Raw genomic sequence first — 20,608 nt, forward strand, 5'->3', positions numbered from 1 at the left:
AACCGCCGCCCAAGCCGTCGATTAGCGCGAGTAGAATTCGATCACGAGGTTGGGCTCCATCCGGACCGGATAGGGCACCTCGTCGAGCGTCGGCACGCGGTTGTAGGTCACCTTCGAGGTGCCGTCCGGGACCACGTAATCGGGCACGTCGCGCTCGGCCAGGCCCTGCGCTTCGATGACGAGCGCCATTTCCTGCGCCTTCGGGCCCAGTTCGATGACGTCGCCGACGTTCACGCGGCGGCTGGCGATGTTGCACTTCACGCCGTTCACGCGGATGTGGCCGTGGCTGACCAGCTGGCGCGCGGCCCAGATCGTCGGCGCGAACTTGGCGCGATAGACGACCATGTCGAGACGGCGCTCGAGCAGGCCGATCAGGTTCTGCGAAGCGTCACCCTTCATCGCGCTGGCTTCGGTGTAGGTGCGCTTGAACTGCTTTTCGGTGACGTCGCCGTAATAGCCCTTCAGCTTCTGCTTGGCGCGAAGCTGGATGCCGAAATCGCTGACCTTGCCCTTGCGGCGCTGGCCGTGCTGGCCGGGGCCGTATTCGCGGCGGTTGACCGGGCTCTTGGGCCGTCCGAAGACGTTCTCGCCCATGCGGCGGTCGAGCTTATACTTGGCGCTTGAGCGCTTGCTCACGTTGGTTCTCCAATTTGCTTCTGTCGTTTTCCCGGACCGCACCGCCGAGCCTTACGCTCGACGCGATCGCCGCTTCACCGGGAATGCGGGATCAATTGCGAGCGGCGCACTTGGCGGCGCTCGTGCGAAAAGTCAATGAAGCGAGGCGCCCCGCCGATCGGCGGCGAAGCGCCCGCGCTCCCTTATTTCGAGTTGCCGCTGCCGGCGGTCGGCTGCTGGCCCTGCTGGATCTGGCGCCATTCCGACGCTTTCTTGCAGACCTTGTCGCCGCGGCCGCGAAGCCGCGAACCGACGTCCGCCTGGTCGTCTTCACGCTTGCAGATCACTTTGTCCTGCGTCGGTGCGGTCGAAACCGTGGAGGGCGCGCCCGCCTGGGCAAAGGCAACAAGGGCGGCAGTGAACACAAGCGACATACAGGCTCTCCAGTCGAGTAGATAAAGGTGATTCTTGTCCCGTTTAGAGTGACCTAGCGGATTCTTGCAGGCTTGGCGAGTGCCCGAATAACCCCCCGAACGGCCTTTATTTCACGCGAAGACCAGGGGGCCTTGGTGAAGATCGTTCGAAGCGTGTTCTTGGTCGCCTGGGAGCGCTCCGGCGGATGGAAATAGCCCTTCGATTCCAGCTCGCCCTCAAGTTGCGCGACCAATCCTTCGAACTCGCCGTGCGGCGCCGGCGGTTCGGCTTCCCTCGCTGGCGGAACCGCGAGCTCCGACTGCTTTGACCATTCGTAAGCCAGCAGGATTACCGCCTGCGCCAGGTTGAGCGACCCGAATTTAGGGTTGATCGGGACGGTCACGATTGCGTTGGCTAACGCGACGTCCTCCGTCTCCAGCCCTGACCGCTCCGGCCCGAACAGGATGGCTGAGCGCTCCGCCGAGCCGGCAATCGCCTCGCCCGCCTGCTGCGGGGTAAGGACTGGGATCACCAAATCGCGGCGGCGAACGGTCGAGGCGTAGACGGCCGCACAATCGGCGATCGCGTCCTGCACCGTCGCGAAAACCTGCGCCTGCTCGAGGACGACGTCGGCGCCGCTGGCCGACGGGCCGGCGTCCGGGTTCGGCCAGCCGTCGCGCGGGGCGACGAGCCGCATCTCCGTCAGCCCGAAATTGAGCATCGCCCGCGCCGCCTTGCCGATGTTCTGGCCAAGTTGCGGGCGAACTAGGACGATGACGGGCTTGGCGCCGCTCACAACAGCTTTTCGTGGTCGGCCGGCGCGGCCTCCTTCTCGACCCGCTCGGCGATTTCCGCGAAGTCGCCGGGGTCGGAGAAGTCCTTGTAGATGCTTGCGAAGCGAATGTAGGCGACATGGTCGAGGCTCTTGAGCCCGGCCATCACCGCCTCCCCGATGCGGGTCGAGGAGGTTTCGTCGCCGCGGGTTTCCAGTTGCCGCTGAACGCCGCTGATCAGACGGTCGATCTTGGCCGCGTCGACTTCGCGCTTGCGGGTCGCATGGCCGATGGCGCGGGCCAGCTTTTCGCGGTCGAACGGCTCGCGCTTGCCGTCTTTCTTGACCACGGTGAGGTCCCGCAGCTGGATCCGCTCGAACGTGGTGAAGCGGGCGCCGCAAGCCTCGCACTGGCGGCGCCGGCGGATGGCCGCGCCATCCTCGCTGGGACGGCTGTCCTTAACCTGGCTGTCTTCGTGCGCGCAGAAGGGACAGCGCATCAGTCAACGCCTGCGTGAAGGACCGACAAGGCGCCTAGCCTTCGTAGATCGGGAAGCGAGCGCACAGGTCGCGGACCCGTCGATTGACCTGTGCTTCGACGTCGCCGTTATTCTCCGTCCCGTTTTTGACCAGGCCGTGGAGCACGTCGGCCACCATGTCGCCGATGTCGCGGAACTCCGCTTCGCCGAAACCGCGCGTGGTGCCGGCCGGCGAGCCGACGCGGATGCCGCTGGTCTTCATCGGCGGCAGCGGGTCGAACGGAACGCCGTTCTTGTTGCAGGTGATGCCGGCCCGCTCCAGGGCTTCGTCGGCGTCCTTGCCGGTGAGGCCGAGCGGGCGCAGGTCGACCAGCGCCAAGTGCGTATCGGTGCCGCCGGCGACCAGATCGGCGCCGCGTTCCTTCAGGCGTCCCGCAAGCGTCCTGGCGTTGGCGATTACCGCCTTTGCGTAGGTCTTGAAGTCGGGCTGGAGCGCCTCGCCGAACGCCACCGCCTTGGCGGCGATGACATGCATCAGCGGCCCGCCCTGAAGCCCCGGGAAGACCGCCGAATTGATCTTCTTCGCAATGGCTTCGTCATCGGTCAGAACCATGCCGCCGCGCGGGCCGCGAAGCGTCTTGTGCGTCGTCGTGGTGACGATGTGGGCGTGGCCGAACGGGGAGGGGTGCTCGCCTGCCGCGACCAGCCCGGCGAAGTGGGCCATGTCGACAAAGAGCAAGGCGCCGACACTGTCCGCGATGGCGCGGAAGCGGGCGAAATCGAGGTGGCGCGGATAAGCCGAGCCGCCGGCGATGATCATCTTCGGGCTATGCTCGGCCGCCAGCCGCTCGACCTCGTCGAAGTCGACGAGGTGATCGTCCTGGCGAACGCCATATTGCACCGCGTTGAACCACTTGCCCGACTGCGCCGGCGGCGCGCCGTGGGTAAGGTGTCCGCCGGCGGCGAGGCTCATGCCCATGATCGTGTCGCCGGGCTTTAGCAGCGCCATCATCACCGCGCCGTTGGCCTGCGCGCCCGAATGCGGCTGGACGTTGACGAAGCCGCAGCCGAACAGCTGCTTGGCGCGGTCGATCGCGAGTTGCTCGACCGAGTCCGACGGTTCGCACCCCTGATAGTAACGGCGGCCGGGATAGCCTTCGGCATATTTGTTCGTGAACACCGACCCTTGCGCTTCCAGAACGGCGCGGCTGACGATGTTTTCCGACGCAATCAGCTCGATCTGGGTCTGCTCGCGCTTGAGTTCCGACTGGATCGCAGCAGCGACGGCGGGATCGGCCGAGGCCAGGCGTTCGCTGAAGAAACCTTCCGGTTGAACCGCGTGGAGGTCGGCTGCACTGGCCATCAATCGCTGTCCTGTAAGCTTTGAGAAAGTTGATCGACGCGGCGCTGGTGGCGCCCGCCGGCGAAATCGGTGTCGAGGAACGCGGCGACGCAGGCCTTGGCCATGTCGGGCCCGACCAAACGAGCGCCGAGCGCGAGGACGTTGGCATCATTATGTTCGCGGGCAAGCGCTGCGGAAAGCGGATCGTCGACCCGCGCGCAGCGGCAGCGCGGGTCGCGGTTGACCGCGATCGAAATGCCGATGCCCGAACCGCAGACGGCGATTCCGCGGTCGGCGAGACCGTCGCCGACATGGCGGGCGAGCCTAGCGCCGAACTGCGGATAATCGACGCTTTCGCCGCCATTGGTGCCAAGGTCGGTCACGTCATGCCCTTGATCGCGAAGCCAGGCGGCAAGCTCATCCTTGAGGGCGTATCCGGCATGATCAGCGGCGAGGGCGATGCGCATGACGCTTCCTATCGCCCGCCGCGCCGGGTTTCCACCGGCACCGCGCTTAAAGTCATTAAAGTCACGCGGTCGTGCAGCATTTTCGTGACTTTAAGCGCGGTTCGGGAAGGTGGGTCGATCGTCGAGAGTCGCCAGTTGCCCATCCGCAAGGTTCGTAGCCGTCCAGCGCGGTGTAGGACAGCTTTTCAGCCCTTGACCGGCGGACGATAAGCGCACGACTTGGCGAGTTCGTGCAGCGGCTCTAGGGGCGCGATATGGAATCGATCGGCGGCGACCTCGCCACCATGACACCGCGGCCGTTTTCGGCCGAGCATCATGAGGCCATTCGCGCCATCGGCGTCGAGCGTGAATATCGTCCCGGCGACGTCGTCCAGGAAATCGGCGAGCCGCTCGACCGGTTCGTGCTGATCGAGTCGGGCGAAGTCGTCATCATCGATCCCGACACCGGCGAGCCGTATCAGGACGCATCGCTGCGGACGGGCCAGTTCATGGGCGAGCTGGCCTTTCTCAACGGCGGGTCGATGACCTTGACCATGCAGGCGGCCGAGACGACGCGCACCATTGAAGTTCCGCGCCCGGCAATGCTGCGGCTGATGAGCGACGTGCCGGAGATCGGCGACCACATCCTGACGGTCTTCGCGGCGCGGCGCCGGAGCCTGTTCGAAGGCGGCGATAGCAGCATCGTCATCAGCGGCGCCGATCGCGATCCCAAGATCGGGCGGATCGCGAGCTTCCTCAACCGCAACCGGCTGCCATTTCGCGAAGCTGCCAACGGCGCTCCCGGCGTGACCATCGCCGGCAAGCCGCTCGAGGACCCGAACCCACGCGCCATCGCCCGCCATTTCGGGCTGGACCTCGACCGCAAGCATGATGGGGAACTGGACCTCATCATCGTCGGTGCTGGGCCGGCGGGGGTCGCAGCCGCCGTCTATGCCGGGTCCGAAGGGCTAAGCGCGCTGGTCATCGAGGACAATGCCATCGGCGGGCAGGCCGGGACCAGCAGCCGGATCGAAAATTACATGGGCTTTCCGACCGGCATCTCCGGTGCTGACCTGACCTTCCGCGGCCAAATCCAGGCGATGAAGTTCGGCACCTGCTTTGCAATGCCGCGCCGAGTCGAGCGGCTGGAGCAGCGCGACAACGGTTTCTGCGTCACGCTGGAGGACGGCGAGCAATTGTGTTCCCGGTCCGTCCTGGTCGCGACCGGCGTCCAATACCGGCGCCTGCCGATTCCCCGGCTGGAGGAATTCGAGGGCATGGGCGTTTATTATGCCGCGACCGAGATGGAAGCGCGCTTCTGCGCGGCGACGGAGGCGATCATCGTCGGCGGCGGTAACAGCGCAGATCAGGCGGCGATGTACCTGTCGAGGGTCGCGAGCAAGGTCCACTTGCTGGTGCGCGGTTCCGGGCTTGCGGAAACGATGAGCGCCTACCTGCGCGAACGGCTGGACGCCGATCCGAAGATCGAAATTCATACCGGCTCGGCAGTGTCGAGGCTGGACGGCGACGGCGCGCTGGAAGCGGTGACGGTGCTGGGACCGGACGGCGAATGGACCTCGCAATGCCGAGCCTTGTTCATCATGATCGGCGCCGCCCCGAACACGCGCTGGTTGTCCGACCTTGTCGAACTGGACCGGCATGGGTTCGTGAAGACCGGGATCGAGGTGGGCGCAAGCAGCGGCTTCGCCACGTCTTTGCCGGGAGTGTTCGCGGTCGGCGATGTCCGCTCCGGGTCGGTCAAGCGCGTGGCAAGCAGCGTCGGCGAAGGGTCGGTGGTGGTCAGCGCCATCTGGAGCCACGTCAACCAGCCGCCGCACGCCGCGCTCGGTATAGGCGGCTGACGCTCCCACGCGGCCCTGGCAGCTTGGGACATCGCCGATAAATCCTGCTACGACCGCGCCGCAGGGGGCGGTTCATGGGGGCGAACACACCGCGCGGGCTGCTGCGCGTCCTTGGTACCGGATTTGGGATTGCGGCCGTAATCGGCAGCGTGATCGGCGTCGGCATCCTGCGGGTTCCGGCCGCGCTGGCGGGGGATCTCAACCAGCCAATCCTCTTCATCGGTATCTGGCTGGTTGGCGCCATGGTGGCGGCGCTAGGCGCGAACTGCGTCGCGGAACTGGCCGTGATGTTGCCGAAAGCCGGCGGGCCTTACGTCTATATCCAGCGTGCCTATGGCGACTATCCCGGGTTCCTGATGGGATGGGTCGACTGGTTCATCTCGGTCGCCTCAGCCGCGTACATCCTCGTCGCCGTCGGGGAATACGGGTTGCAGCTCGCTCCTGCGTTTCCAGGCGGCGGCAATGCGATCAGCCTGTGCGTCATTGTCCTGTTGTTCCTGATCCACGCGACGGGCCTCCGCAGCGGGAGCGAATCGCAGAAGCTGCTTTCGGGCGCGAAAGCGCTGGCCTTCCTCAGCCTTATCGTCGTCTGCCTGGTCGGCGGCCTGTCGGTCGAAGCGACGCCCGAGCCACGCCAGGCCATAGTGCAGCCGCCATCATGGGCCCTGTTGCTCGTGCTCGGGCGAAGCGCGATCATGGTCAACGAGACGTTCGCCGGCTGGAACACGCCGGTCTATCTCACCGAGGAAAACCGGCGGCCCGAACGGAGCATTCCGCGCGCTTTGTTCGGCGGGATCGCAATCGTGGCCGCAATCTACGTGCTGATGAACCTTGCGCTGTTAAGTGTGCTTCCGCTTGAGGCGATCGCGCAGTCCAAACTGCCGCTGGCCGACGCCACCGCGCTGATCCTCGGGGACGCAGCGGGCGTGGTTGTCACGGTCCTGGCGGTCGTTACCTTGATGAGCCTGTGCCATGCCAACCTGTTCCAGGCGCCGCGCATCCTGTTTGCACTGTCGCGGGACGGCTGGTTCCATAGCGCGGCCAGCGCCGTGACCAGCAAGGGCGCGTTGCTCCCGGGCTTAGCGATCACCGCAGGCGCCATGATTGCCCTGGCCATGACCGGAACGTTCGAAGAGCTGTTCATCAGCATCGCGCTGCTTGGCACCGCGCTGGACGCTTTCACATTCTCAGCGGTGATGCGCCTGCGCAAGACGGAGCCGAACCTTCCCCGGCCCTATCGCGCCAAGGGATATCCGTGGCTACCGCTAGCCGTCATCGCCTACTCGGTCGTCATCATCGCCGCGGCGGCGTGGGCCGAGCCCTCGTCGATGGTGCGCGGCGGCCTCGCCCTACTAGCCAGCGTGCCGGCTTATTTCTGGCTGAGATCGAAGCGGAAAAGGGTGTCGGCGGAGCCGGCCGCATCGTAACCGGCACTACGGATTTGCCCTCGTCGACAATCGCTCCGCTCGCCGGCACGGTATAAGGCGTAGCGATGGCCGCAGGGGAGTCCGTTGTCTGGGCCTGCGAGACGCGACCGCTATTTCAGCAGCCCGGCGCTTCGCAGCGCATCCTCGATGGTTTTCTGAATACCCTGCTCGGGTGACGCGGCGGTCTTGGCGAGGTGCGGCGATCCCTGGAATGCCGGCGCTGCCTCCGGTGACGGCCGGGTGCGTGGCTGCGCCTGCTTCGGCGCGATGCCCCAGAAATTCGCGATCAGGCGGGTCGAGGAGATGCCAGCGTCGAGCATGAACGGAGCGGCGCTCTCTGCGTGATCGCTGCCCGCCGGGTCGAGCGGGGTGCCGTGACCGAGGCCGGCGATGCGGTATTCCTCAAGCACCTCACGGCCGATCGAGTCGCGCCAGACCCGGTGCGGGTGGCCGGCGACATCCTCGACTTTGCTCGGCGCCGGCGCCGCGCCGTGAAGCGGGCGCCATTGTTCAATCAGCGCGGCGGCGTTGGCTTGGTCCACGGTTTGATCGGCCGTACCGTGCCAAACCGACAGCCGGGGCCAGGGGCCGGTATGCGCGGACGCATCCCTGACCAGGTCCGCGAGCCTTTCCGGCCGTGGGCCGCCGTGAGCGCGCATGCGGTCGAAGGCTTCGGGGACGGAACAGGCGACGCCGAACGGAAGCCCGGCAATGACCGCTCCGGCCGCGAAGACATCCGGGTAAGTCGCAAGCATGGCCGCGGTCATCGCCCCGCCCGCCGACAAGCCGGTGATAAAGACCCTGTCCGGGTCGGTGCGGTGGCGGGTCTGGACCGCGGTGACCATCTGGCGGATCGACAGCGCCTCGCCCTGGCCCCGCGCGGCGTCGGCGGGCGAGAACCAGTTGAAGCACAGGTTGGGATTATTCGACCTTTGCTGCTCTGGATAAAGGACGATGTAGCCGTGAAGGTCGGCAAGGCGCGACCAGCCGGCGCTGGAGTCATAGCCCGCCGCTTCCTGGGTGCAGCCGTGGAGGACGACGACTAGCGGAGCGCCCGGTTCGACGGCTTCGGGAACATGGATCCAGCCTTTAAGCTGGCCCGGGTTGGAGCCGAAGCCGGTGAACGGTTGCAGGGGACTGGTTGCGGGCGTCGACTCGCCCAATGCGGGCCGCAAGCGCTTGAGCCGCGTAAGAGTGTCGGACAGGTTTCGCATGGCGGCACTCCGGGATGGCTGAAGAGACAGCTTCGGGAAAATGCTGCACTGCACAATATGGGGTAGCGGACGACTAGAGCAAGGCTCGTGCTTGCGGAAAAGCGGAGCAGGCGGCTGCCGGGGTGGCCTCGGTTGGGTTTGCCGCCCCCACGTGGCATAACGATCATCATGAGACTGCTGCCTTTCGCTGTCGCTGTGCTTTTTTGCGCCGGTTGCGATCCGTCGGTCGATGACACGGTCACGCCGGCAGCAAGGGACATTGAGCGCCTGGAGAGGATGCTTGCGGCGCACCCGTGCGTCGGGCCGCTCGACCGGTGGGAGCGAAACTACCGTTTCTCGCGGAGGAGCGGCTTGCTCTTCGGCCACTCGCTGAATCCGGAAATGGACGTGATCGAGTTTCACTTGCGCAGGGCGGGCACCGTGGTCGTCCTGCCCGGCCGCTACGTCATGGCGCCGCCGCCGAACGGCGATTGGCCCGACAGCAGGCCGATCGAAGCGCTGGACGGGAAGCTGACGCTGAGCAGCGGCAAGCTGGCGATGACCCCATGCGCGTCGAAGCGGGCCGTCTGACCGCCTAAGGAAGAACCGTCGTCAGCAGGTACGCGCCGAATATTACCAGGTGGACGGCGCCGTGCAGGACGGTCGTCCGGCCGCGCGCGAGCGACAGCGCCCCGATCAGGAGGGTGAGCGACAGGAGCACGGTCCCCTTGCCGTCCAACCCAAGCGCGAGCGGAAGCCCAAGCGCGAACGAAGTGACGGTGACGGCCGGGATCGTCAGCCCAATCGTCGCAAGCGCCGACCCGAGCGCGAGATTGAGGCTCGTCTGAAGTCGATTGGCGCGGGCCGCGCGGACCGCGGCGACACTTTCCGGCAAGAGGACGATGGCGGCGATGGCGATGCCGACTAGCGCACGCGGCGCATTGGCGGCGGCGACCGCCGATTCCAGCGGCGCCGAAAGCGATTTGGCCATCAGCACGACGGCGCCGAGGCTGACGACCAGGGCGCCGAACGAAAGCCAGGTTGCCTTGACGCTCAAAGGCTCCGCGTGCGCCTCGGCGTTCGCTTGCAGATCGCCTTTGGGGAGAAAGTAATCGCGGTTGCCGACTGTCTGGACGAACACGAACGTGAGGTAGAGCAGCAGCGAAAGAGCGGCGACGAACGCAAGCTGCGGCGGGCTGTAGATCGGCCCGGTGACGGTCGTCGTATGATTGGGCAGGACCAGGGTCAAGATGGTCAGGGTCGCCAGCGTGCTGAGGGCCGCGGTCGCCCCGGTACGGGTGAACCGCGCCTCTTTCTGGTGCCTTGCAGCGCCGATCAGGCACAGGCCGAGAAGCAGGTTGAGGATGATCATGCAGGCGGCGAAAACCGTGTCGCGGGCAAGCGTTGCGGCACCCTCGCGGTTGGCCAGCATCAACGAGACGATCAGCCCGACCTCGATCACCGTCACCGCAACGGCAAGGATCAAGGTGCCGAATGGTTCGCCGACCCGGTGGGCGACCGTTTCAGCGTGGTGGACGGCGGCGATGACGACACCGATCAGGAAGATCCCGACGAGCAGCGGTGAGGACAATCCGACCGCGGTGGCCGCCAGCACAAGCCAGCCGACTATCGGCATCAGGAGACTGGCAAGCCGAGCGAATGTCATCGCCGCTTCTATTGCCGACGAGCAGGCCGAGCGCCACCCCGGGGAAGCGATTTCAACCCGGCGGCGCGACAGCTAAGCCGCCAACCGAATCTCCTCCCGAGTCCAGATCTCCACCAGCGCGCCGGTCAGTTCGTCCATCATTTCGGCTGAATGGACCGGGCCCGGCGTGAAGCGAAGGCGCTCGGTGCCGCGGGGGACGGTGGGGTAATTGATCGGCTGAACGTACAGGCCGTATTCGGCGAGCAGGATGTCGCTGACGCGCTTGGCCTTGACCGGGCAGCCGACCAGCAGCGGCACGATGTGAGTCACCGTTTCCATCACCGGCAGGCCGGCGGCGGCGAATTTCTTTTTAAGCGTTGCGGCGGCCGCCTGCTGCGCTTCGCGCTCCGCCGAGGAGACCTTCAAGTGGCGGACGCTGGCGAGCGCGCCGGCGACCAGCACCGGTGATAGCGAGGTGGTGAAGATGAAGCCCGGCGCATAGCTGCGGATGCAGTCGATGATCTGCTGGCTGGCGGCGATGTAGCCGCCCATGACGCCATAGGCCTTGCCCAGAGTGCCTTCGATGATCGTCACGCGCTGCGCGACACAATCGCGTTCCGAAATGCCGCCGCCCTGGGCGCCGTACATGCCGACGGCGTGGACTTCGTCGAGGTAGGTGAGCGCGCCGTAGCGGTCGGCGAGGTCGCAGATGGCGGCGATCGGGGCGATGTCGCCGTCCATCGAATAGACGCTTTCGAAGGCGATCAGCTTGGGCGCTTCGGGATCGGCCTCCATCAGCATCTGTTCGAGATGCTCGAGGTCGTTGTGGCGGAAGACGCGCTTTTCGCAGCCCGAGCTCTTGATGCCGGCGATCATCGAGGCGTGGTTGAGCTCATCGGAATAGATGATGCAGCCGGGCAGCAGCTTGCCCAGCGTGGAGAGCGCCGCCTCGTTCGACACGTAGCCCGAGGTGAAGAGCAGCGCGCCGTCCTTGCCGTGGAGGCTGGCAAGCTCGGCTTCGAGCTGGACGTGGTAATGGGTATTGCCGCTGATGTTGCGGGTGCCGCCGGAGCCGGCGCCGCATTCGTGCAGCGCTTCTTCCATCGCGGCGACGACGGCGGGATGCTGGCCCATGCCGAGATAGTCGTTGGAGCACCAGACGGTGACCGGGCGCGGGCCATTGCCGCCAAAACAATGGGCGTTGGGGTAGGACCCCTTGTTGCGGACGATGTCGATGAAGACTCGATAGCGGCCTTCGTCGTGAAGCCGGTCGATCGCCGCCTTGAAGATCTGGTCGTAGTTCACAGCTGTCCCGGGCTCGCTCGAAGCGCCTTTAGACCCACCGCCAGCCAATTTCCAATGCGAATCGCGCCCAAGGTTCAGATCGTGCCAACTTCGTCGAGGCCATAGGCAGCGAGCGCGCCGAGCAGGGCTCGCCGCGGCGGCGGGCCGGTGAAGACGGCGATTCCGGCGGGCGGGTCGGCCGGCCAGGGCTGGTCGCGCGTGAGGAAAGCGATGCGGCGGGCGATCCCAGCGGCCCCGTCGACCCAGGCAACGCCGGGGAAAGCCGCGCTCAGTTCCTGTTCCAGCAGCGGAAAGTGGGTGCAGGCAAGGACGACGGTGTCGAGCCTGTCGCCGCCGGGTTGGTCGAAGAGCGGCTGGGTGGCGGCGCGCACCTGCTCGACGGTGACCGGCTCGCCGCCGAGCTTGCGTTCCGCCAGCTCCACCAGTTCGGGCGAGCCGTGGCGGAGCACCGTGCAGTCGGCCGCGAACTGGGCAGCGAGATCGTCGACGTAGCGCTGGCGGATGGTGGCCTCAGTGCCGAGCACGCCGATGGTGCGGGTGCGCGATCGCTCGGCGGCCGGCTTAATCGCCGGGACCGTGCCGACCACCGGCAGGTCGAGCGCGGCGCGGACCTGGTCGAGGGCGATGGTGCAGGCGGTGTTGCAGGCGATGACCACCAGGCGGGGCTGGAAACGCTCGACCAGGCGGCCGAGCAGAGCCGGCACGCGCGCTGCGATCTCGGCTTCCGTCTTGGTGCCGTAAGGGAAGCCGGCGCTGTCGGCGGCATAGACGATCGGTGCCGTCGGCAGCAGCGCCCGCGTCGGCCCGAGCACCGACAGCCCGCCGACGCCGGAATCGAAAAAGAGCAAAGGCGCGGCGGGGTTCATGGCCGTCATGTGGCGCGGCTGGATTGCCGCCGCAAGTTTGCTACGAACGTCAACAATGTCGTCCGAACTGCTCATTGCCCTGGCCATCGGTTACCTGTTCGGGTCGATCCCGTTCGGCCTGGTGCTGACCCGGCTGGCCGGGAAGGGCGATGTCCGGGACATCGGATCCGGCAACATCGGCGCGACCAACGTGCTTCGCACCGGAAGCAAGCCGCTGGCGGCGCTGACGCTGGTGCTGGACTGCCTGAAGGCGACCGCGGCGATTCTGCTGGCACGGGCGCTGATTGGCGATGAAGCGGCGTTGTTCGCCGCCGCCGGCGCCATGATCGGCCACTTGTACCCGGTGTGGCTGAAGTTTCGCGGGGGCAAGGGCGTGGCGACGCTGCTTGGCGTGCTGATCCCGCTCCTGCCCATCGCCGCCGCGGTCTACGCGGCGGTCTGGATACTCCTGCTGCTGACGATCCGAATCTCGTCGGTCGCGGGGATTGCCGCGGCGGTCAGTGCGCCGATCACTGCCGCGATTTTAGGAAATGACCTGCTCTTCCCACTGCTGCTCGGTTTCGCATTGCTGATCCTTTGGAAGCATCGCGAAAACATCCTTCGCCTGAAGGATGGGACGGAGCCGCGCGTGGGAAGGAAGACCACTGAACAATGACCTGATCGACCGCATCCGGCTGGTGCGGTCCCCCGGCATCGGGCCGGTAACGTTCCGCCAGTTGCTGATGCGCTTCGGCAATGCTCGCGCCGCGCTCGAAGCGGTGCCCGACCTTGCGCGGCGCGGGGGCGGAAAGGCGCCGCGCCTGTTCAGCCAGGGTGAGGCCGAGCGGGAAGTGGAGCGGGTCGAGCGACTGGGCGCGCGCTACCTGGCGCTTGGGCAAGGCCTGTACCCGTCGCTGCTCGCGCAACTCGACGATGCGCCGCCGCTGATCGTCGCCAGGGGCGACCTCAAGCTGCTTGACCGGCCCGCGATCGCGATCGTCGGCGCGCGCAATGCCTCCGCAGCGGCGTGCCGCTTCGCCCGGAGCCTTGCGCACGAACTTGGCTGCGAAGGCGTGCTGGTCGTGTCCGGTCTGGCGCGCGGGATCGACGCTGCGGCGCACGACGGATCGCTGGAGGTCGGCACCGTCGGCGTCGTCGCCGGCGGGATCGACGTTTTCTATCCGCCCGAGAATGAGGCGCGGCAGCAAGCGATGTTCGAACGCGGCCTGGTGCTTGCCGAAATGCCGCCGGGCACCGAGCCGCGAGCGCGCCATTTCCCTTATCGCAATCGGATCATCGCCGGGATGAGCGCCGGGACCGTGGTGGTCGAAGCGGCGCCGCGGTCGGGTTCGCTGATTACCGCCAGGCTTGCTGCCGAAGCTGGGCGCGAGGTGATGGCGGTGCCGGGATCGCCGCTCGATCCCCGGGCGCAAGGGTGCAACCAGCTGATCCGCGACGGCGCGACGCTGGTCCAGAATGCCAGCGACGTGCTGGAGGCGGTACGGCCGATGCAGGTCCGAGTCGCTTCGCCCACGGCGCCGTTCGAGCCGGTCGAACCCAACGGCGAGGCGGTTCCATTCGACAGGGTCGAGGAACTGCTCGGCCCTTCGCCGGTGCCGGTCGATGAACTGATCCGGCTGTCGGGGGCGCCGAGCGGGGCGGTGCAGATGGCCCTGCTCGAGCTCGACCTTGCCGGGCGGCTCGACCGTCATGCGGGCGGCAAGGTCAGTTTGAGGGTCGCGTAGAGCCCGCTTGACAGCGGCAGCCCTTCAGGCATGTTACATTGTAACACGGCAAGGAGTTGGAGCATGCGTCCTGTTGCTTATTGGGTTGGAGCGATGGTTTCCCTGAGCGCATTGGCGGTAGCAATCGCGCCGACCTCCGCAGCCGCGCCGGACCAAGGGCTGTGCCGGCGCGCGCCCGCCTTGCCGCCGCTTGGGCCTGAGACTGCACCCCGTCCTCAGGACCGACACCGTGCGGTACCGGTTGGAATGCCGGCGCCGCCCCCGCCAATGGCGCCGCCTTCGCCGGCTTCCCCGATCGAGATGCCGGAAGCCTCCGGAGAGATCGTTCTGACCGGGTCGAGGGCCGAAGCATCCGACGCGAAAACGGCGGTGCCGACGCCCACTCCGGTGGTGGTGGCACCGCCCGTTGCGGCGGTTTCCCCCGAAGCCCGGGGCCCGGGCGGATTTCGCCAGGCGCCGCCGGCCGGGCTGCTCACCGCCGGCGACCATGACGACCTGCTCAACCCGATGCTCTACGCCCGCTATGCAGCGCGGGCGGCGCGCCAGCTTGGCCAGTCGGTCACCGGCCTGCCGAGCGTCGATACCCGCCGCACGCTTAGCATCGCGGTCCAGGATTCGGGCGGCCGGGCAAGGCCGTTCGTGCCGGTGACGATCACCTGCGCCGACGGCAACAGCCTGACTTTGCAGACCCTTGCCGATGGCCGGGTGGTGCTGTTCCCCTCGCTCGACCGGCTGGGCGACAAGGTCACCGTGGCGGCGGGCGGCATTCGCAAGACGGTGCTGATCGACGCCGAGAACGGCGGCCAGGAGCAGGCGATCGTGATCCCGGGCGGCGCCGCGCCGGTCCGCAAGTTCGACCTGGTCATCGCCCTCGATACGACCGGCAGCATGGGCGACGAGATCGAGTTCCTGAAGTCGGAGTTGCAGTCGATCCTGGGCGACATCCGCCGCGCTTATCCGCAGCTCGACATTCGCGTCGGGCTGGTGGCGTACCGCGATGAGGGCGACGATTATGTGACGCGCACCGATCGCCTGACCGGCAATTTCGCGACCATCCAGAAAAGGCTGAACGGGACGGACGGTGACGGCGGCGGCGACATGCCCGAGGCGATGGACCAGGCGCTGATCCGCGCGGTCGGCCTGGACTGGCGGCCGGACGCGGTGAAGTCGCTGCTGCTGGTCGCCGACGCGCCGCCGCACGATGAACTGCAGGGCAGGGCCTTCGCTGCCGCGGAAGCGGCGCGGGCCAAGCGGATCCAGATCGTCCCGGTGGCCGCGTCCGACACCGACGACCGGGCCGAATATTTCATGCGCGCCGTCGCGGCCGCGACCCAGTCGCGTTACATCTTCCTCACCGACGACAGCGGGATCGGCAATGCACATGCGGAGCCGAACGTCGATTGCTACGTCGTGACGAAGCTGGCCGGAAGCATCCGACGAGTCCTTGCCGGGCAAATTGCCGGCACGCGCGTCGAGCCGCTGCCGGACGAAGTGATCCGGGTCAGCGGCACGTACGACAAGGGCCGCTGCGTCCTGCCGCCGGATTTTTCGATCCAGTAAGTCGAGGCCCTTGACGGCGGGAGTCTTCGCTCACCACCCTCGTACGCACATACGTGAGGGGTAATGCGTTGAAGTTAGTCGTCGTCGAATCGCCGGCCAAGGCGAAGACCATCGAAAAGTATTTGGGCAGCGGTCACAAGGTCCTCGCGTCCTTCGGCCATGTCCGCGACCTGCCGCCCAAGGACGGGTCGGTCGATCCCGACGATGGATTCGCCATGCAGTGGCAGGTCTCGCCGGACCGGGCGAAGCAGCTGAAGGCGATTACCGACGAGGCGAAGACAGCCGATACGCTGATCCTGGCCACCGACCCGGACCGCGAGGGCGAAGCGATCAGCTGGCACGTGCAGGAGGTGCTTCGCCAGAAGAAAGCGCTTCCGGCCAACGTCCAGCGGGTGGCGTTCAACGCCATCACCAAGGCCGCGGTGACCGAAGCGATGGCCAAGCCGCGCGCGCTCGACGAGGATCTGGTCGATGCCTATCGGGCACGCCGCGCGCTCGATTACCTGGTCGGCTTCACCTTGTCCCCGATCCTGTGGCGCAAGCTTCCCGGCGCCAAGTCCGCCGGCCGCGTGCAATCGGTTGCGTTGCGCCTGATCGTCGACCGGGAGCGCGAGATCGAGCTGTTCAAGCCGCAGGAATATTGGACCGTCAGCGCCAGCTTCGACAAGGACGGACAGAACTTCACGGCCCGGCTGGTCAACTTCGAAGGCCGGAAAATCGACCGGCTGACCATCGGCAGCAAAGGCGAGGCGGACCGCGCCAGGGAAGCGGTCGAGGCAGGCCGCTTCACGGTCCAGTCGGTCGAGACCAAGCCGTTCGGCCGCAACCCGCCGCCGCCCTTCACGACGTCGACGCTGCAACAGGAAGCGGCGCGCAAGCTGGGCTTCGCGGCCAGCCATACGATGCGCCTGGCCCAGTCGCTCTACGAGGACGGGGCGATCACTTACATGCGGACGGACGGTGTCGAGATGGCGCCGGAAGCGGTGAGCGCGGCGCGCAAGGCGATCGCCAGCCGCTATGACGCCGGCTTCGTCCCCGACAAGCCGCGGCATTACACCAGCAAGGCCAAGAATGCGCAGGAAGCGCATGAAGCGATCCGGCCGACCGACTTTTCCAAGCAGCGGGCGGGGAGCGGCGACCACGGGCGGCTGTACGAGCTGATCTACAACCGCGCGCTGGCGAGCCAGATGGCCTCGGCGCGGCTGGAGCGCACCACGGTCGAGCTGGCCGACGGCACTGGCAAGGCGGTGCTCCGCGCGACCGGGCAGGTAGTGCTCTTCCCCGGCTACCTCGCGCTTTACGAGGAAGGCCGCGACGACAAGGGCGACGAAGAGGAAGGCGCGCGCATGCCGCACCTTCGCGAAGGCGACGCGCCGGCGAAGACCGGGGTCGAGGCGACCCAGCATTCGACGCAGCCGCCGCCGCGCTATTCGGAGGCCAGCCTCGTCAAGCGGCTGGAGGAGCTCGGCATCGGCCGGCCGTCGACCTATGCGTCGATCCTGCAGACGCTCAAGGACCGCGAATATGTGCGGGTCGAAAAGCAGCGCTTCCTGCCCGAGGAGAGCGGCCGGCTGGTGACGGCGTTCCTTGAGCGCTTCTTCGAGAAATACGTCAGCTTCGATTACACCGCCGAGCTTGAGGAAGAGCTGGACGACGTGTCCGGCGGGCGGCTCGACTGGCAGAAGCTGCTCGAAGGCTTCTGGCACGACTTCAAGCCCAAGGCGGGCGAGGTGATGGAGCAGCAGCCGTCGGAAGTGACGGCCGCGCTGGACGAATTCCTGTCGCCCTGGCTGTTCCCGGACAAGGGCGACGGCAGCGACCCGCGGCTATGCCCCAATTGCGGGACCGGGCGGCTAGCGCTTCGCGGCGGCAAGTATGGCGCGTTCGTCGCTTGCTCGAACTATCCCGAATGCAAATACACCCAGCGGTTCGGCCAGAGCGGAAGCGAAACGGCGAGCGGCGAGCCGGTCGACTTCGGTGACGGAATTACGCTGCGCAGCGGACGCTTCGGCCCCTATCTGCAACAGGGCGAGGGCAAGGAGGCCAAGCGCGCTTCGGTGCCCAAGGATGTCGGGACCGACGCGCTGACGCCCGAAATGGCGCAGCGGCTCATCTCCCTCCCGCGCGAAATCGGGCCGCACCCGGAAAGCGGGCTGCCGATCACCGCGTCCATCGGGCGTTATGGCCCGTACCTCGCGCACAACGGCAAATATGCCAAGCTCGGCTCGACCGCCGAAGTGTTCGAGACGGGAATGAACGCGGCGGTCGCCAAGCTGGCGGATGCGGCGACCGGCGGGCGCGAGCGCGGCGCCGCGCGCGAGCCGATTGCGGTGCTTGGCGCCCACCCGGGAAGTGGCAAGGAGATCAAGGTGATGGAGGGGCGCTACGGCCCCTATGTTACCGACGGGACCACGCACGCGACGATTCCCAAAGGTACCGAGCCCAAGTCCGTGGTGCTGGAAGAAGCGGTACAGTGGATCGACGAACGAGCCGCCAAGGGTCCGGCCAAGAAGAAGGGCCGGGGCGGGCCGAAGCGGAAGAAGAAAGCCTAAGGCCGAGCGCGCCTTACAGGCTGCGCACGAGCCGTGAGGCCACCGCGATCCACGGTGGATCGGTGACGACCGACTGGCGCGTGCCTGCACCGGTGGGCAGAAGGTGCAGCTTGTTGCCGTCACGGCCGATCAGCCGCCCGAACAGGAAACGCCCGGCGGGGCGCGGGACTAGGACGTCGCGGTTGAGCGCGCGGGCGAAATCGTCGGCCTGGAGCGTGTCGCACCAGATTTCGTCGCCCGCCCGATAGTCGCCGGCGCTCACCGCAACGGTGACCGCGACTTGCCCGGCCCTGGGGCGCGCCGCGACGACAATGCTGGCCCGCTTCGGCGCCGCCGCGCCGTTTGGGCCGATCACCGCCGCAACCTCGATCTCCGCCCGCTCCTGGGCGCTGTGCACTAGGTCCGACGCGTCGGCGCCGAGCGCCGCCGCGATCCGGTTGAGCCAGTCGACGGAGACGGTCCGAGTGCCGGTTTCAAGCCGGCCGATCGTCTGCGGCGTGGTCGGCGGATCGCAGGCGCGGGCGACATCCTCGAGGGTCATCTTGCGAGCGCGCCGGACTTCGCGGATTCGGGTTATCACAAGCTGCTCCTGACGAACCGTTCTGGTTTTATCGCTGTCCTACACTTTCGCCGTTGTGGCAAGTCCCCGGCGAATCGCAAATGGAGGCAATCGGATGAGCGAAGCGGGCGCGGGAAGGATTTTGGAGGAGCGACGGATCGGCCGGGACGGCGAGACCCTGCGCGGCCACGGCAAGCAGCGCGGGGTCCGGTCGATTACGGTCAATACGCTGGAATCCCCGCTTGGGTGGCTGCTTGCGCGCAAGCTGGTGACCCGGCGCCAGTTCGACGCCGGCGAGCAATTGCGCGGCGATTGGGAACGCGCTTCGCTGTCGCGCGGGGTGACGATGAACTGGACGTCGGCGCCGATGGAAAGCCGTCGTGGCGGATCGGCTGCCGCGCTCGACCATTCGGCGGCGCAGATCGACGCCCGGCGGCGGTTCGATTGCGCGATCGCTGCGGCGGGGCCGGGATTGGCCGATATCCTGTGGCGGGTGGTCTGTTCGGGCGAGGGGATGCGCGACGCCGAAACCGCGCTTGGCTGGCCGGCGCGGGCGGGCAAGCTGGTGCTGGTCCTCGCACTCGATCGCGTTGCAGACTACTACCGGATCCGCTGAGTCGTCGCCAGGGAGTCGGGGCATGATCATCTACGGGTCTTCGCTGTCGCCGTTCGTGCGCAAGGTCGTCGCTTTCGCGACCGAGAAAGGCGTGGCGGCCGAGATGAAGCCGATCGGGCTCGGCGACCCGGATCCCGAATTCCGCAAGGCGAGCCCGTCCGGGAAGATGCCGGCAATGGTCGACGGCGACTTCATGCTCGCCGATTCCAGCGCGATCGTCCACTACATCGAGGCGAAGCACCCTGAGCCAGCGCTCATTCCCGCCGATCCGAAGCTTCGCGGCCAATGCATCTGGTTCGAAGAATTTGCCGATACGATCCTAAATGGTTGCGGCGCGAAGATGTTCTTCAACCGGGTCGTGGCGCCGGTCTTTCTTAAGCGCGAGGGCGATCTCGCGGCCGCCGCGGCGGCGGAGCGCGACGAGCTTCCCAAAATCCTCGACTATCTTGAGCGGAGCGTGCCGGAGGGGGAGGGTTTCCTGCTCGGCGACCAGATCACGCTGGCCGACCTGGCGGTTGCCAGCCCGTTCGCCAATTTGCGGCACATGCAGGTGGCGATCGATACCAGCCGCTATCCCAGGACGCTGGCCTACACCGACCGGATCCTCGCGCGCGAAAGCTTTGCCCCGGCAATCGCGCGGGAGGCTTCGGCGCTGCAGCGGCTGACCGCATGAAAAAGCGCCGCGCTCCCGCTGGGGAACGCGGCGCTCTCATTGACCCGAAGGCTTAGCGGGAGGTGGAGCCGCCGGAGCTGTCGTCGCCTTCATCCTCCGTGGCGCCGCGGCCCTGCTCGGCGAAGTTCTGGTCCGACGAGCCGTCCTGCTTCTGCAGATATTCGCCAGATTCCTGACCCTGCGAGCCGACGAAGCCGCTGCTGCTGCCGCCGGCCTGGTTGGAGCCCTGGCCTTCGATCGACTGTTCCGAACCCTGCTGACCGGTTCTGTCCGCGAGGCTGGTCTGGCCTTCGCTCAGCTGCTCCTGCGAGGAGCCGTAGCCGGCCTGGTTGCCGCTTTCGCCGGAAAAGGCGCCGTCTTGCGACTGGCCGCCCTGGGCGCTGGGATCCTGGCTGCCGGACTGTCCGCTCGGCTGCTGTTGGCCCTGTTGCCCGGTCGGCTGCTGGTTCTGCTGGCTGGTGGAATCCTGCTTGTTGCGAGCGTTCTCGCCCTGCATTTCGTCGTCGCGTTCGTTCGCCATCTCAAACTCCTTCACAAGCCCCGCGCTCCTGTCTTCAT

21 protein-coding genes are annotated in these 20,608 nt (G+C 66.9%); 9 read left to right on the forward strand and 12 right to left on the reverse strand.

The genetic code is table 11. The features are described 5' to 3' along the window. Positions 1-21 precede the first annotated feature (21 nt). The 6 genes from rpsD to rpiB all read right to left on the reverse strand — a co-directional run bounded on the left by rpsD (position 22) and on the right by rpiB (position 4,089). On the reverse strand, positions 22-636 hold the full coding sequence (gene rpsD / locus G7078_RS04505) for a 30S ribosomal protein S4 (RefSeq protein ID WP_166093425.1): 615 nt from the start codon (positions 634-636) through the stop codon (positions 22-24). Positions 637-818: 182 nt separating this feature from the next. Then, positions 819-1,040 carry a hypothetical protein gene (locus tag G7078_RS04510; RefSeq protein ID WP_166093427.1) on the reverse strand — a complete coding sequence of 74 codons (222 nt, stop codon included), beginning with the start codon at positions 1,038-1,040 and terminating at the stop codon, positions 819-821. Between the two features lie 62 nt (positions 1,041-1,102). Next, positions 1,103-1,825, reverse strand: a complete 723-nt coding sequence (locus G7078_RS04515; protein WP_166093429.1) for an RNA methyltransferase — start codon at positions 1,823-1,825, stop codon at positions 1,103-1,105. After that, positions 1,822-2,301, reverse strand: a complete 480-nt coding sequence (gene nrdR, locus G7078_RS04520) for a transcriptional regulator NrdR (RefSeq protein WP_166093431.1) — start codon at positions 2,299-2,301, stop codon at positions 1,822-1,824. Before nrdR ends, G7078_RS04515 begins: the two co-directional genes overlap by 4 nt. A 34-nt stretch (positions 2,302-2,335) precedes the next feature. Then, a complete protein-coding gene (gene glyA / locus G7078_RS04525) occupies positions 2,336-3,643 on the reverse strand; it encodes a serine hydroxymethyltransferase (protein ID WP_166093433.1) in 1,308 nt (435 codons plus the stop codon). Continuing rightward, entirely contained in the window at positions 3,643-4,089 is a 447-nt protein-coding gene (rpiB, locus tag G7078_RS04530; RefSeq protein WP_166093436.1) for a ribose 5-phosphate isomerase B, read from the reverse strand. Before rpiB ends, glyA begins: the two co-directional genes overlap by 1 nt. Positions 4,090-4,343: 254 nt before the next feature. Between rpiB and G7078_RS04535 the strand changes: the two genes are divergently transcribed. After that, positions 4,344-5,930 carry an FAD-dependent oxidoreductase gene (locus tag G7078_RS04535; RefSeq protein WP_166093439.1) on the forward strand — a complete coding sequence of 529 codons (1,587 nt, stop codon included), beginning with the start codon at positions 4,344-4,346 and terminating at the stop codon, positions 5,928-5,930. Between the two features lie 74 nt (positions 5,931-6,004). Next, the gene (locus G7078_RS04540) at positions 6,005-7,357 is read left to right on the forward strand and encodes an APC family permease (protein WP_166093441.1); all 1,353 of its coding nucleotides are present in this window, start codon (positions 6,005-6,007) and stop codon (positions 7,355-7,357) included. Between the two features lie 110 nt (positions 7,358-7,467). Here G7078_RS04540 and G7078_RS04545 read toward each other — a convergent pair whose 3' ends face one another. After that, entirely contained in the window at positions 7,468-8,571 is a 1,104-nt protein-coding gene (locus G7078_RS04545; RefSeq protein ID WP_166093443.1) for an extracellular catalytic domain type 1 short-chain-length polyhydroxyalkanoate depolymerase, read from the reverse strand. A gap of 168 nt (positions 8,572-8,739) precedes the next feature. Here G7078_RS04545 and G7078_RS04550 point away from each other — a divergent pair, with 168 nt between their 5' ends. Beyond that, positions 8,740-9,141: a hypothetical protein gene (locus G7078_RS04550; protein WP_166093445.1), complete on the forward strand. Its 402-nt coding sequence runs from the start codon at positions 8,740-8,742 to the stop codon at positions 9,139-9,141. Between the two features lie 4 nt (positions 9,142-9,145). On the opposite strand, the gene G7078_RS04555 is transcribed toward G7078_RS04550, so the two are convergent. The 3 genes from G7078_RS04555 to murI form a co-directional block, all read right to left on the reverse strand. Beyond that, on the reverse strand, positions 9,146-10,216 hold the full coding sequence (locus G7078_RS04555; protein ID WP_166093447.1) for a calcium:cation antiporter: 1,071 nt from the start codon (positions 10,214-10,216) through the stop codon (positions 9,146-9,148). A gap of 72 nt (positions 10,217-10,288) precedes the next feature. Then, positions 10,289-11,500, reverse strand: coding sequence for a 5-aminolevulinate synthase (hemA, locus tag G7078_RS04560; RefSeq protein ID WP_166093450.1), 1,212 nt, complete (start codon positions 11,498-11,500; stop codon positions 10,289-10,291). Between the two features lie 74 nt (positions 11,501-11,574). After that, a complete protein-coding gene (gene murI, locus G7078_RS04565; RefSeq protein ID WP_166096129.1) occupies positions 11,575-12,366 on the reverse strand; it encodes a glutamate racemase in 792 nt (263 codons plus the stop codon). Positions 12,367-12,421: 55 nt separating this feature from the next. Between murI and plsY the strand changes: the two genes are divergently transcribed. From plsY to topA, 4 genes are all read left to right on the forward strand, one after another. Continuing rightward, positions 12,422-13,021, forward strand: a complete 600-nt coding sequence (gene plsY / locus G7078_RS04570) for a glycerol-3-phosphate 1-O-acyltransferase PlsY (RefSeq protein ID WP_166093452.1) — start codon at positions 12,422-12,424, stop codon at positions 13,019-13,021. Next, on the forward strand, positions 12,978-14,090 hold the full coding sequence (gene dprA, locus G7078_RS04575) for a DNA-processing protein DprA (RefSeq protein WP_166093455.1): 1,113 nt from the start codon (positions 12,978-12,980) through the stop codon (positions 14,088-14,090). The genes plsY and dprA overlap by 44 nt, the downstream gene beginning before the upstream one ends. A 246-nt stretch (positions 14,091-14,336) precedes the next feature. Further along, positions 14,337-15,650: a VWA domain-containing protein gene (locus G7078_RS04580; protein ID WP_246166481.1), complete on the forward strand. Its 1,314-nt coding sequence runs from the start codon at positions 14,337-14,339 to the stop codon at positions 15,648-15,650. A 68-nt stretch (positions 15,651-15,718) separates the two neighbouring features. Beyond that, a complete protein-coding gene (gene topA, locus G7078_RS04585) occupies positions 15,719-18,202 on the forward strand; it encodes a type I DNA topoisomerase (protein ID WP_166093458.1) in 2,484 nt (827 codons plus the stop codon). Between the two features lie 13 nt (positions 18,203-18,215). On the opposite strand, the gene G7078_RS04590 is transcribed toward topA, so the two are convergent. Then, positions 18,216-18,782 carry a helix-turn-helix domain-containing protein gene (locus G7078_RS04590; protein WP_166093460.1) on the reverse strand — a complete coding sequence of 189 codons (567 nt, stop codon included), beginning with the start codon at positions 18,780-18,782 and terminating at the stop codon, positions 18,216-18,218. Between the two features lie 94 nt (positions 18,783-18,876). On the opposite strand from G7078_RS04590, the gene G7078_RS04595 reads away from it, so the two are divergent. After that, positions 18,877-19,377, forward strand: coding sequence for a DUF6456 domain-containing protein (locus tag G7078_RS04595; RefSeq protein ID WP_246166482.1), 501 nt, complete (start codon positions 18,877-18,879; stop codon positions 19,375-19,377). Positions 19,378-19,399: 22 nt separating this feature from the next. Further along, positions 19,400-20,050: a glutathione S-transferase family protein gene (locus tag G7078_RS04600; RefSeq protein WP_166093462.1), complete on the forward strand. Its 651-nt coding sequence runs from the start codon at positions 19,400-19,402 to the stop codon at positions 20,048-20,050. Between the two features lie 52 nt (positions 20,051-20,102). Here the strand turns inward: G7078_RS04600 and G7078_RS04605 are convergent, their stop codons facing one another. After that, positions 20,103-20,570 carry a hypothetical protein gene (locus tag G7078_RS04605; RefSeq protein ID WP_166093464.1) on the reverse strand — a complete coding sequence of 156 codons (468 nt, stop codon included), beginning with the start codon at positions 20,568-20,570 and terminating at the stop codon, positions 20,103-20,105. Between the last annotated feature and the right edge of the window lie 38 nt (positions 20,571-20,608).

The sequence above is a fragment of the Sphingomonas sinipercae genome (assembly GCF_011302055.1).
GTDB classification, from domain to species: domain Bacteria; phylum Pseudomonadota; class Alphaproteobacteria; order Sphingomonadales; family Sphingomonadaceae; genus Sphingomicrobium; species Sphingomicrobium sinipercae.